Raw genomic sequence first — 13,467 nt, 5'->3', positions numbered from 1 at the left:
CAATACACCAATGATAGTGCAACGTGACAGCTTAAAAGTGCTGTGTTAGATATCGCTATTGATACTATAGAACAAATTTTGATAGTTGAGCGTTTATCAAAAGAAAATCCTTAACAGCCAGCAGAGGCAGGGGATACAGAGGAATAAAGCGTTGCCGGGTAGCTGTTTGACACCGGTAAACAGATATCTGACTGTATACGTGCCGCACCGTAAGTTGCTCCTGAGTCCGTTTCGCAGGTTCAATGCTTCAGGCGGGACGCACAAAGAAAAAGCCACACTTGTGGCTTTTTCTGTTCAGGAATGAAAGTAAAAATTTACTTTGCCGCCAGCGCGGCTTTCATGTCTTTTCTGCGCTGATGAAGCAGGGGCTCTGTGTAGCCGTTCGGCTGACTTACACCATCGAAAATCAGTTCTTTCGCAGCTTTGAAACCAATGGCGTTGTCGAGATCTGGTGACATCGGAATGTAATCACTGTCGCCGGCATTTTGCTCATCAACCAGCACTGCCATGCGGGCAAGGGATTCGTTAACCTGTTCCGGCGTAATGATGTTATGTACCAGCCAGTTGGCCAGGTGCTGGGAAGAAATCCTCAAGGTCGCGCGGTCCTCCATCAGACCAACATTATTGATGTCAGGCACTTTCGAACAACCAATCCCCTGATGTACCCAGCGTACCACGTATCCCAGAATGCCCTGTACGTTGTTATCTACTTCACGCTGAATAGCTTCTGCAGACAAAGACGAGTCTTCTGGCATTAAAGGTATCGTAAGAATATCCGCAATACCGTTATATTGCTGTTCTTGCATACCGGACTGCAGGGCGAATACATCGACCTCATGGTAATGCAGACTGTGCAATGTGGCAGCGGTGGGAGAAGGGACCCAGGCGGTATTGGCACCGGCCTTCGGATGGCCTATTTTCGCTTCCATCATATTTGCCATCTGATCCGGAATGGGCCACATGCCTTTACCAATCTGTGCGCGGCCGGAAAGCTGACAAGCCAGGCCCGTTTGTACATTGGCTTTTTCATAGGCAGCAATCCAGGGCATGGTTTTCAATGCGCCTTTTGCTGCGAATGGCCCTGCCTGCATAGAGGTGTGAATTTCGTCACCCGTACGATCGAGGAAACCGGTATTGATGAAAGCGACACGTGATGAGGCTGGGCCGATGCAGGCTTTCAGATTGATACTGGTGCGGCGCTCTTCATCCATAATACCCATTTTCAGCGTATCCCGGTCGAGGCCCAGCATGGCTTCAACACGGCTGAACAGGCTGTCTGCGAAGGCAACTTCTTCAGGACCATGCATTTTAGGTTTAACAATATAAATACTGCCTTCACGGGAGTTACGGAATTTACCATTGCCCAGTAAATCATGTTTAGCAATGAGGGATGTGATCACACCGTCCATCAATCCTTCAAAGACCGGTTCACCGTCCAGTAAAATCGCGTCGTTTCGCATGAGGTGACCGACATTGCGTACAAACATGAGGCTGCGGCCGGCAAGTGAAAGTGTGCCTGCGCCATCTGCTGTGGTGTATTTACGGTCAGACTGCATAGCACGGACAATCTTTTTGCCGCCTTTTTCCATGGTCAGCGACAGATCGCCTTTCATAAGACCTAACCAGTTTGAATACACCAGTGTTTTATCTTCAGCGTCTACAGCCGCTACAGAATCTTCGCAGTCCATGATGGTTGTCAGCGCTGCTTCAAGCAGCACATCTTTCACCCCGGCAGGATCGGCTTTACCCACCGGGCTTGCGGCATCAATCTGAATTTCAAAATGCAAACCGTTGTGAACAAACAGCAGTGCATCCGGCGCATCTGAATTGCCTCTGAAGCCAAGGAACTGTTCGCTGGTTTGCAGTGTAGTATTGCCGCTTTTCAGGGAAACGGTAAGTGTGCCGTCTGTGATGCCATAACCGGTGACATCTTTATGGGATGCATCAGCAAGCGGCAGCAGGGTGTCCAGTAATCGCTTTGCTTCTGCGATTACTTTAGCGCCCCGTACAGGGTTATAGGTTGTTCCGGCTTCTGCGCCGCCTTCATCGCTGATCACGTCTGTACCATACAGCGCGTCATACAGACTTCCCCAGCGTGCATTCGCGGCGTTCAGTGCGTAGCGGGCATTATTGATAGGCACAACCAGTTGCGGGCCCGCCATGGTGGCAATCTCTGCATCTACATTGGCCGTCGTGGCAGTGACATTGTCCGGCTCATTCTCCAGATATCCGATTTCCCGCAGAAAGTTCAGATAGTCGTCGCCGGAAGCGGGCTTGCCGCTTTTGTGATAAGCGTCAATTAAGGTTTGGAAATGATCCCGCTTATCCAGCAGAGCCTGATTAAGCGGTGTGAGGTCTGCAAGCAGGGATTCGAAATTCGCCCAGAAAGTGTCTTTGTCGACATTAGCGCCGGGCATTGCCTGTTCATTGATGAATGTGTCCAGAACCTCAGCAACCTGAAGTCGTCCGTGTTGAATATACCCTTTCATAATGACCTCTACTCTTTAATGAGTTGTTAGTGTAGAGGTTTCCGGACACTATTTTTAATTTATGGTTTGTATTGCTGTCATAATATTGGTGAATGTTCGCTGGAAGATGACTTACAGATTACTCATCTCAGATGCCAGTTCACCAATTAAACGGCGCAGCCAGATATGGCCCGCATCATGATGCAACAAGGCACTCCACGCCATTTTCAACGCAATTGGCGGAATATCGAAAGGAGGATCTTTCACTACAACTTCCGGATCGTCCTTAAACAGTCGCGCGGCTTTGCCCGGTAATGTGGCCACCAGATTTTGAGTTTTAGCTATTTGCAGTGCTGCGTGATAGTGGCGGGTAAACACTCTGATCGCCCGCTGTTTTCCCAGTTTAGTTAATTCAGCATCGACCCAGCCAAGTTTTTGCACTTCATTGGGATCAATACCTACGCCCACACCGAAGCCGGTTTTACTTACCCATATATGCTGGGCGCTTAAATAACTGTCCAGATCCCATTTCTGGTTTACCAGCGGATGGGATGCGCTGAGCACACAGCTGAAACTGTCATACCAGATGACTTTCTGGTGAAAGGATAGAGGCAGTTCGTCGAAGCGGTTAATCGCCATGTCGACTTTACCCTGTTCCACATCGTGAAATGTCACGTCACTCGGTGTGATTAAATCCAGGGTGATGTTCGGGGCAATCTTGCCCAAACGGCCGACCAGCTCAAGCAATAAAGTGCTTTCCGCGTAATCACTGGTCATGATCCGGAATGTACGGTTGCTGGTGGCCGGATCAAAATCGGTTTCCGGCTGAATGGAGCTTTCCAGTTTACTGAGTACATCGCGGATGACCGGCTGGAGCTCAAGGGCACGTTTAGTCGGTGTCATACCTTCGCTGGTTCTCACCAGCAACGGATCTTTAAATAAATCTCTTAACCGCTTTAAACCGTTACTCATGGCCGGCTGGGTGATGCTGAGCTGATTAGCGGCGCGGGTAACACTGCCTTCTCTGAGCAAAACATCCAGATAAACCAGAAGATTCAAATCTACTTTGGCTATATTCATGCTCTCAATGCTCCAAATTAGGATTATTATCTGTTGCTATTATAAGCGTCAGGTCCTGATAAGTAAGATAGACTATTAGTCGCAGATTGTTACTGCTTTATTCGCCTGTTGTACTGATACTTTCGACCTGGTTTGACTGCCAGTGTACCCCGGATTTCAAACGGGTGTTTTATTTTTGTGGCTGTGAAATGAATAAAACCGGTGAATATAAAAAAGGCTCCCGAAGGAGCCAGAGGTTAGGAACCTGTGTGTTTATACATCAAACTGGTTCATGGTGTTGTCGTCACCTGAAGCTTTCAGTGCGCCCTCACCGGAGAAGTACTCTTTATGGGTGTCGCCCAGGTCAGAACCGGCCATTGCCTGGTGCTTAACGCACGCCAGACCCTGACGAATTTCTTTACGCTGAACACCTTTAACGTATGCCAGCATACCTTCGTCACCGAAGTAACCTTGCGCCAGGTTGTCAGTAGACAGTGCCGCAGTGTGGTAAGTAGGCAGCGTGATCAGGTGGTGGAAGATACCCGCTTCACGTGACGCATCACGCTGGAAGGTCTGGATCTTCGCATCAGCAGCTGCAGCCAGTTCGCTGTCGTCATATTCTGCAGACATCAGTGTCGCACGGTCGTAAGCAGATACGTCTTTGCCTTCTTCCTGCCATGCATCGAATACTTGCTGACGGAAGTTCAGTGTCCAGTTGAAAGACGGTGAGTTGTTGTAAACCAGTTTCGCATTCGGGATAACTTCACGAATCGCGTCAACCATGTCACCAATCTGACGTACGTGAGGCTTCTCAGTTTCAATCCACAGCAGGTCAGCGCCATGTTGCAGAGAAGTGATACAGTCAAGAACAACACGGTCGAAACCAGTATTCGCTTTGAACTTGAACAGACCGTTAGGCAGACGAACAGGTTTAACCAGTTTGCCGTCTTGCTTGATAACCAGGTCGCCATCAGACAGGTCATCTGCACCGGAAACTTCAGTAGTGTCCAGAAATGCATTGTACTGAGAAGCCAGGTCGCCGGGGGCGGTAGATACAGGGATTTTCTGCGTCAGACCAGCGCCTAATGAGTCGGTACGGGCAACGATGACACCGTCGTCTACACCCAGCTCTAAGAATGCATAACGAACCGCGTTGATTTTCGCCAGGAAGTCTTCATGAGGAACGGTAACTTTACCGTCCTGGTGACCACACTGCTTAGCATCAGATACCTGGTTTTCAATCTGAATACAGCAGGCACCGGCTTCAATCATTTTCTTCGCCAGCAGGTAAGTGGCTTCTTCGTTACCGAAACCGGCATCGATGTCGGCAATGATGGGGACTACGTGGGTTTCAAAGTTGTCGATTTGCGCCTGGATTGCTGCAACATCACCACCGTTTGCTTTCGCTGCATCCAGCTGCTTGAATAAATCACCCAGTTCGCGGGCATCAGCCTGACGCAGGAAAGTGTAAAGCTCTTCAATCAGCATAGGAACGGTGGTTTTTTCGTGCATGGACTGGTCAGGCAGGGGACCGAACTCAGAACGCAGGGCTGCAACCATCCAGCCGGAGAGGTACAGATAGCGTTTGTTAGTCGTGCCGTGGTGTTTCTTAACAGCCAACATTTTTTGTTGACCTACGAAGCCGTGCCAGCAACCTAAAGACTGGGTGTAGCTTGCACTGTCGGCATCATACTCTTCCATATCTTTGCGCATGATAGCGGCAGTGTACTTCGCAATGTCCAGACCAGTTTTGAAACGGTTCTGTGCTTTCATACGTGCGGCGTACTCTGGGTTAATACCTTCCCAGCTTCCTTTCTGCGCGGCTTTAAGCGTAGCAATAGTATCGATATCTTGCTGATATTGCGACATAGAGGTCTCTCCCGAATTAACTCAAATATGTTGTTTAGGCGATTACGCTGCACTGCGTTCTCGTTAGCTCACATTCATCCTAGTGCCGCAATTCGAATAACGTAAATATATAATTGTCATTCCCGTCATAATATTTGTGAATGATTGTTGTGGGTCTCATGGAAAGGTTACGGTTCGGGTTTCATTTTTTGAGTCTAATTGCTTAAAGCATTATCTTTATTTTCGCCCTATGATTACTGTAATTAAAATAATTCGGGGGGAGTATGAGCAGTATTCTTAGTACCGTCGATCAACGGACTAATCTGGTGGGTGAGAACCGCCTCGAGCTACTGATGTTCAGGTTGGGGACCCGTCATGCGTTTGCCATTAACGTGTTTAAGGTTAAAGAAGTCATCGGTGTTCCGAAGATGAATACGATGCCGGGATCTCACGGCAATTTATGTGGTGTGACCCTGTACAGAGGGAATTCAATTCCTGTCATTGATCTGCGCAGCGCCATTCGTATGAAAAATAGTGGCGATACGAATTACGCTAATAACGTCATCATCACAGAATATAACCGCTCAGTTCAGGGATTTCTGATTGGTGATGTATTAAGCATCGTTAATACATCCTGGCAAAATATTCAGCCGCCGCCGCTGACTATAGGTAAGTCAAATTACCTTACTGCCATCAGTCAGATAGAAATCGACGGCAAGAACGAACTGGTAGAGATCATTGATGTCGAAAAAGTGCTGGCTGAGATCATCGATTACGATATTTCTATCTCAGACGGCGTGCTTGATGAGCAGGTCGTCAGTGCTATGCATGGCCGTCAGGTGTTGATTGTGGATGATTCCGCTACTGCACGTAAACAAATCAAAGATACCCTTGCCCAGATAGGTTTATCCTGTCTTGAATGCCACAATGGCGCAGAAGCCCTGGCGTTACTCAAATCATGGGCAGATGAAGGGAAGCGGCCGTCTGACCTTATCTTATTAATGTTTACCGATGCTGAGATGCCGGAAATGGACGGCTACCGCTTAACTGCAGAAGTGCGCGGTGATGAGAGAATGAGTGATTTATTTGTTGCCCTGAACACCTCCTTAAGTGGCAGCTTTAATGAGGCCATGGTGGAAAAGGTGGGTTGCAACCGGTTTATCTCTAAATTTCAGCCGGATATGTTAGTTGACGTGGCGCAGCAACGCATGCGCGAACTCCTGACCAGTCAGTCAAAGGCTTAGCGTTAAATCGATGAAATTACAGCCTTTCGTGAATTTTTGATGACTCACGGCTTTGGGTTTGGCGCTTGTCCTGATGTGATTTACACTTAGCCACAGTTTTTTTCCTGTGGATACGACGATGCTAAAAAAAATAAGCGTGTGCTCTCTGGTAGGGCTCACCCTGGCGCAAGGCTGCGCGCAACTCGATAATGCCGGTCATGCGGCACAGAATTCATCAGCACAGCAACAGCCCCGAAATATCATCATGGTAGTGGCCGACGGCATGGGGCCGGCTTACACCACGGCTTACCGCAATTTTGCTGATAACCCTGAAACACCTGACATCGAAGATGTCGTGTTTGATCACATGCTTACCGGTAATGCCTCTACGCATCCTGCGCCGGTTTCCGGTTACGTTACCGATTCTGCGGCCGCGGCTACAGCGCTGGCGACAGGCATAAAATCGTACAATGGTGCCATTGGGGTGGATGCCAACAAGCAACCTGTTGAGTCGGTTCTGCAAAGAGCAAAGCAACTGGGCCTGCGCACCGGTGTTGCGGTTACATCGCAAATCAATCATGCAACGCCCGCTTCTTATCTGGCGCACAATGAAAGCCGTAAGAATTACAACGCCATCGCTGACAGCATTTTCGACGACCGTATTAATGACGGATTTGTCGCCGATGTTATGCTGGGGGGCGGTACCTCTTATTTCGCCCGTGATGACAGAGATCTCACCGCTTTATTTGCAGATAACGGCTATCAATATGTTGATGGCTACGACCAGTTAGCTACGTTGCCTGCCGGCACTGACGTGCTGGGACTATTTGCACCGGTGGGCTTGCCGGCTGCGCTGGATGACAGTAACCCGCACCGCCTGTCTTTTCTGACTAAAAATGCGATTAAGCATCTTGAGGGGCCGGAGGGATTTTTCCTTCTGGTAGAAGCGAGTCAGGTTGACTGGGCAGGGCATGCCAATGACATCGGTTCTGCGATGGCGGAAATGGACGATCTGGCTGTTACCATGGAATACCTGCAAAATTATGTAGAAACACACCCTGATACACTGGTTGTGCTTACCGCTGATCACAGTACCGGCGGTTTGACTATCGGCGCAGACGGTATTTACGAGTGGCATCCTGAGTACCTGCGCAACATGAAGGCTTCGGTTTCATCCATTGCTGTCAACATGGTCAGTGAAGCCTCTCCGGCAGCGTATGCTGAAGCGCAACTGGGATTCACTTTTGAAGATGATGACAGTGCACTGGTAGACAGTATTGCGGCACTGCCTGATTTTGAGGCCCGTGAAACAGCGTTGAAAGCATTCCTTGATAAGAAGACGAATACCGGCTGGACCACTGGTGGCCACACTGGTGTCGATGTGGAAGTTTTTGCATTCGGTGCCGGAGCAGACGCTTTTGCCGGCCAGTTAGATAACACTGACATTGCAAAGCAATTCTTCCGCTTCCTGAACAACCGCTGAGCTGAATGACAAGCGTACTGTGATAATGTTCACAGTACGCTTTGATTCATTTATCAGCTTATGCGAAAGACGCCTGCCACCCCGGCAAGGCAAAAAAATAGCCGCAAATTGCGGCTATTTTTTTCATCATTGTTTAAATCTACTGATTCAGAAAGTTGTCCAGGTCTTCACCGGTAATTTTGCCAATCTGAGAAAACAGATACCACAATGCAGTCACCAGCAAAATCATGCTCGGGATAACGATAACCGGATAGCTCAGCATCGTCATCCGGCCCAGTTCTTCGGTGTAGGCAGTGGTGCCGGGTTCACTGACCAGAATCATTTTCGCCAGCACATAATTTAATACTGAGGAAAGAAAAAAGGAGCTGGCAACAATGTAAGAGCTGATAGCAATTTTACGTTTAAATTCCGCCTGTTTTCCTTTCTCATCCAGCGCGCGGTTTAAATTTTCCCAGTTAATGATCTGATCGTTCAGGATGAGCATTTTAACCAGTGGCTTTTTACCAAACTGAGTCACCAGAACTGCAATACCGATAAGCGCCGGAATGGTGGCTTCCTTAATTGCAATATATTCGGCGGGCAGTTTCAATAAACTGATCCCGCCGGTGAGGATAACGCTGACAATCCCGAGAACGGAAAAACCATTCACTTTACCGGACTGCTTTAAATCCCAGATGCCGTAAACAATTGGAAAAGCGAGGGCTGCAACGATGCTCCAGGCCGGCCCGAGGTATTCGTCTCCGCTGCCGTAAGACATGATTAGAACAGGGATAACAATATTGAACGCAAGGTTGCCGAAGAAGCCCTGGTTTTGCTGATTTTTGGTTTCTGTGGTGCCGGACATATTTATTTCGTTGTACTACGGATTGAAGGCCAGTATACGGGAATCAATTACTTCACCCAAGCCCGTGCTGCGATGAGACCGCCAATAAATCCGAATAAATGATACTCGAAAGAAATAAACGCCTTTGTTGGCAGAATGCCAAACAACATACCGCCATACATAATGGCAACCAGCACAGAAATCACCAGGTAAGGGACTTTTCTGCTCATGAACCCTGCCAGCAGTAAAAAGCCAAAGTAACCATACACCATGCCACTGGCACCAATATGGATTGCTGAGCGGCCGAATATCCATACGCCGAGACCGCCGGTGAGAAGAATGGTCAGGGTAGTCAGCCAGAATGTGCGGTTTCCCCACTGCATTGTTAACCACATAAACAGCATCAGGGGCACAAGATTCGTGATCAGATGGCTGGCAGATCCGTGTAAAAACGGCGCAGTAAAAATATAGGGCAGGTAAGGCAGTGCTCTCGGAATAATACCAAATTGATTCAGGCTGTTTCCGGTGAGGAGGTTCAGCGCTTCAATGAGAATGAGTACGCCGGCAATAATGGCAAGAAAGCGAAGCTGCTTTTTAAGTTGTGGCATAGGTTTACGCAATAATGTGTGGCAGATAACGGGATAAATCCTGCGTGATCTCACTGCTGTCTTCCCGTACAGACAAACCGGCAGGCATATCGTCTACCAGCCAGCTACCGATCAGTGTGTAATTTTCAGCAAACCGGGGCAGGGCAGTAAATGCTTGGATCACAACGCCTTCCTCTCCATACGGACCGTCGGAGAGTTTGGTTTGCTTACCATTTTCAATCAGGCTGATATTTGCCCCTTCTCTTGAGAACAGCGGTTTTTGAATCCATTTGCCGGTTTCCAGGCCCGGCGCATTATCGGGAAAATAGGCAGGCAACAGATTGGGATGGCCCGGAAACATGTCCCATAAAAGAGGTAGCAGAGCCTTATTGGACAAAATGGCTTTCCATGGCGGTTCTATCCAGTTTGTACCGGCACCTGACAAGGCGTCGCCGAAACTCTCACGCAGCATGAATTCCCAGGGATAAAGCTTAAAGCATTCAGTAACGGGGTTGTCGTGTAAATCAGTAAACGCGCCAGTATCGGCAAGGCCTATGTCTTCAATGTATAAAAATTCTGATTGCAGACCTGCTGCCTGAGCACAATCCTGCAAATATTGTACGGTGCCTCTGTCTTCTTCCGTATCCCGGCAACAGGCGAAATGCATATTACGGATGCGGTAGTAAGCCGCGATTTCTTCAAACCGGTGAACTAACTTTTCCTGTAAGGAATTAAACTGATCGGCGTGTCGGGGTAAATTTCCCCGGTCTACCTGCTGTTCAAGCCATAACCATTGCCAGAAGCCGGATTCATACAAAGACGTAGGTGTATCTGCATTGTTTTCCAGCAACTTAGCGGGACTTTTACCGTCATAGACTAAATCCAGCCGGGAATAGAGTGAGGGGGCGTTGTCCTGCCAGGACCGGAGAATGAATTCACGGTGAAGGGCGGGGATCTGAAAGCGGTTCAGCCACTCCTCGTCACGGATAACCTTATCTACTGCCGCCAGACACATTTGATGCAATTCAGCGGTAGGGTCTTCTATATCCTGCTCAATTTGTTTCAGTGAAAACTGATAATAAGCAGATTCATCCCAATACGGCTCGCCGTACATGGTATGAAAATGAAAGCCGTACTCAGCGGCCTGCTGCTTCCAGTCAGGCCGCTCTCTGAGCGGAATACGAAGCACGGGATCAGCTGCCCCAGCTTCCGGAACGGCTGCTGCTACCCCAGCTTGATTTGGCTCTCACAGAGCTGCCGAAACCACCACGGCTGACAGTACGGGTAACGGTGGGCTTTGGTTTATAAACAGACGGACTGACTTTGTAATTACGCTTGCGGATGTCACCGTCAAACACATAGCCATCTGCAGTCACCCATTTTGAGCGGAACGGCGAGTACGGGGAATAAGAGGTATAAATGGGTTGTGAATAGTAAGGGCGGGGAGACAGTAACTGGCTGACCATAAACCCTGCCATAAACGGCATGAAGAAACTGCCACCTGAATTATTAACTTCACGGCACTGATTCGGACCGAATTCATACTCGCAGTCATGTTCGGAATTAAAACGGGGACTGGTACGGGACGCTTCATCGAGGGCAGTCTGGTAAGCAGCATCACAGCGTTCTGCTGCGTCAGGATAATCGGTTTTACAATCTTCCAGTGAGGTATAAATCTGTGCATCCTGACGGTCGTCTGCACAACCGGTTGCCATTATACCGGCGATCCCTACGGCCAGTGGTTTGAGTGCAAACCCTTTGCGCATTTTGCGCAAATCTATGTAACGACTTCTTTTCCGGGTCATATTTGTCTCCGAATCAGTATGTCATACAAGCAGCGTTCAGCAGACCCACTGCCACTGACATGGCAGCAAGCATGATCCCTGCGGAAACTTCATTGTTGTTAATGCGTTCTGCGATCTTCGGCATAAAAGTAAAGCGCAGCAGTGCAAAAGCAAACGACTGGGCGACGATGGCAATCACGCCCCACAGCGCGAAATCCACAATGGATACTGCATTAGAAGCTGCACCTGAAAGGGCGATAGCGAAGCCAATCAAGGCGCCGCCAAAACCGGTGGCTGCAGCCACGTTCTGCTCCTCTTTAACCAGTTTCCACTCATCATGCGGGGTGACCATGGCGTACACGATTTTAAATACAAATAAGAAGGCGACAGAGATAACAAAGTACAAGGCGAAATTATCCAGCCCTGCTAATGATTGAATGATAGTGTCCATGACGTACGTATCCTTTTGTTAACCGTTAATAGTAATGTCGGCGGGTTCAATATCGAACCCGGTGCTTATCACCAGACAGCGGTCTGCATTGTGACCTACAATTTTTTCTTCACCGGCTACCAGCAGTGACTCTGTGCGACCGTTATCAAGGGGACGTTCATACAGCATCATAAACTGGTCAGTTGTACTGACATCACCATCTTCTTCATAGGTGGTTTCAGTAACAGCAACTGGCGGTGATATTTCACCGACAGCGTCCCATACACGGTGATAATCGTGTCCGTTAAGCGTGTAAACGGGCTTAGAAATCACAGAACTTAATGCTTCTTTCCACTGGGCTTCATTGCCGATGGTTTTGGTTTCGTAAAAGTACCACAGCTTTACGTCGGTAATATGGTTTTCTGTAAGACCACCATCAGTGACAATTTGCAGGAAGCCGTCATCGTCAGTGTAATAACGCAGCAAAGTACCACCACTGTCCAGCGGGGCTTCTCCCACCGCCTGAATCAGTTGGGAACGGGCCGCGCCTTCGATGGTAAGTTGCGGTTCCAGCAGCTTAAGTTTCAGATCATCCAGTTCAAATGAACCGCCCAGATATAATCCCATGATTTCAGGAGATTTGGGTTTTGCTTTCTCTGTGTCTTTCTTACTTCTGCCAAACAATTTGCCAAACATTGATTACGCTCCTAATGTCTGCCAGTTAATATCGTTCAACCGGCTGCCGGCGATGTAAAACACTTTGTCACCGCCACAAATGGTATGTGAGAAATCAGGGTTGAGAACCATATTTTTATACACGCCGCCGGGGGCGTAGCCGATGAGAATCGCGTTATATTCACGCTTAAAATTATTAAACACATGCTCTACGGCAAGAGACTGAATATCCGCCGGAACCTGAGTCGAAAACTGCGCCTGACCATCGTCAACGCTGATTAAATCGTGATGCAGCATACTTGAACCGGGATCAAAAGCTGCTTTCGCCAGCATTTCAACGGCCACTGACGGTGTACACTCAACTTTTGGACAATGCATCTGCAGCAGGGGAACCAGCGTATCGTCAGTAAAGTACGCGACTTTGTGGGCATCCGGATTGCGGTTAGTGCAATAAAGGGCTGTGGTTAACGTCACGTCATCCTGCGGATTGTCCATGAGAATGGTTCTGGCAGTGGCGACGCAGGCCTTGTCCATATCTTCGTCGCGGTTAAATGAATCAACTTTCACAAATTCAATTTTGTCCGGCATGGGGTTGTGAATATCTGCTTTTACACATAATACGATTTCCGGCTTATCCGGCAGGGCTTCCCGCTCTTTAAGCAGCAAATCCAGCAACAGCAGAGTTTTGTTTTCATTCCAGCCGATAACCAGAATGTGATTTTCAACATGTAATGGTTTCATTCCTAAGAGTCCTCTTTGCCAGTGATGGCTCACCCATGCCGCAATCCGGCCCACTACCATCGCGAAAATACTCAATCCCACCGGAATCACATACAGCGATACGATAATTTTACCTGCCGGTGTGACCGGTGACAGATCGCCATAACCGACAGTTGAGGCAGTAACAGCCATCCAGTAAAAAAAGTCTGCATGGCTGGTCAGCGCTTCTTCTCCGGCCGCAGACAGCATTAACCATGCAAGTAAGCCGTAAATAAAAGTGATGGTGACAATGGTGTACCAGCGGGATTCGGAAAAATACCGCAGCATGAGTTTACGAATGTGGGTCCATGAAGCCATGGTGTATGGA

Annotated in this window: 12 protein-coding genes; 2 read left to right on the top strand and 10 right to left on the bottom strand. The window is 48.6% G+C overall.

What is annotated here, in order from left to right:
* Window positions 1-314 precede the first annotated feature (314 nt).
* From DS731_RS14715 to DS731_RS14705, 3 genes are all read right to left on the bottom strand, one after another.
* Entirely contained in the window at window positions 315-2,489 is a 2,175-nt protein-coding gene (locus tag DS731_RS14715) for a malate synthase G (protein ID WP_119502043.1), read from the bottom strand.
* 111 nt (window positions 2,490-2,600) lie between these two features.
* Window positions 2,601-3,548, bottom strand: a complete 948-nt coding sequence (locus DS731_RS14710; RefSeq protein ID WP_119502042.1) for a LysR family transcriptional regulator — start codon at window positions 3,546-3,548, stop codon at window positions 2,601-2,603.
* 252 nt (window positions 3,549-3,800) lie between these two features.
* Window positions 3,801-5,396: an isocitrate lyase gene (locus DS731_RS14705; RefSeq protein WP_119502041.1), complete on the bottom strand. Its 1,596-nt coding sequence runs from the start codon at window positions 5,394-5,396 to the stop codon at window positions 3,801-3,803.
* Window positions 5,397-5,659: 263 nt separating this feature from the next.
* Between DS731_RS14705 and DS731_RS14700 the strand changes: the two genes are divergently transcribed.
* Together DS731_RS14700 and DS731_RS14695 are read left to right on the top strand one after the other, a co-directional pair.
* Window positions 5,660-6,619, top strand: coding sequence for a chemotaxis protein CheV (locus DS731_RS14700; protein WP_119502040.1), 960 nt, complete (start codon window positions 5,660-5,662; stop codon window positions 6,617-6,619).
* A gap of 118 nt (window positions 6,620-6,737) precedes the next feature.
* Window positions 6,738-8,081 (top strand): alkaline phosphatase, encoded by a 1,344-nt coding sequence (locus DS731_RS14695; RefSeq protein ID WP_119502039.1) that lies wholly within the window; start codon window positions 6,738-6,740, stop codon window positions 8,079-8,081.
* 139 nt (window positions 8,082-8,220) lie between these two features.
* Here DS731_RS14695 and DS731_RS14690 read toward each other — a convergent pair whose 3' ends face one another.
* The 7 genes from DS731_RS14690 to DS731_RS14660 are packed head-to-tail and all read right to left on the bottom strand — an operon-like array spanning window position 8,221 to window position 13,457.
* Window positions 8,221-8,925, bottom strand: coding sequence for a VC0807 family protein (locus tag DS731_RS14690; protein ID WP_119502038.1), 705 nt, complete (start codon window positions 8,923-8,925; stop codon window positions 8,221-8,223).
* A 47-nt stretch (window positions 8,926-8,972) separates the two neighbouring features.
* Entirely contained in the window at window positions 8,973-9,512 is a 540-nt protein-coding gene (locus tag DS731_RS14685) for a rhomboid family intramembrane serine protease (RefSeq protein WP_119503437.1), read from the bottom strand.
* Between the two features lie 4 nt (window positions 9,513-9,516).
* Entirely contained in the window at window positions 9,517-10,680 is a 1,164-nt protein-coding gene (locus tag DS731_RS14680; protein ID WP_119502037.1) for a glutathionylspermidine synthase family protein, read from the bottom strand.
* Window positions 10,681-10,684: 4 nt separating this feature from the next.
* Complete coding sequence (locus tag DS731_RS14675) at window positions 10,685-11,296, bottom strand: DUF1190 family protein (RefSeq protein WP_119502036.1); 612 nt, start codon at window positions 11,294-11,296, stop codon at window positions 10,685-10,687.
* A gap of 13 nt (window positions 11,297-11,309) precedes the next feature.
* Window positions 11,310-11,726, bottom strand: a complete 417-nt coding sequence (locus tag DS731_RS14670) for a DUF350 domain-containing protein (RefSeq protein WP_119502035.1) — start codon at window positions 11,724-11,726, stop codon at window positions 11,310-11,312.
* Between the two features lie 18 nt (window positions 11,727-11,744).
* Complete coding sequence (locus DS731_RS14665; RefSeq protein WP_119502034.1) at window positions 11,745-12,401, bottom strand: YjfK family protein; 657 nt, start codon at window positions 12,399-12,401, stop codon at window positions 11,745-11,747.
* Between the two features lie 3 nt (window positions 12,402-12,404).
* Complete coding sequence (locus DS731_RS14660) at window positions 12,405-13,457, bottom strand: potassium channel family protein (protein WP_181013631.1); 1,053 nt, start codon at window positions 13,455-13,457, stop codon at window positions 12,405-12,407.
* Window positions 13,458-13,467 lie beyond the last annotated feature (10 nt).

This window comes from Alteromonas sp. RKMC-009, assembly GCF_003584565.2.
GTDB lineage: Bacteria > Pseudomonadota > Gammaproteobacteria > Enterobacterales > Alteromonadaceae > Alteromonas.
The sequence above is the reverse complement of the archived record's forward strand: the minus strand, read 5'-3'. Positions and strand labels throughout refer to the sequence as shown.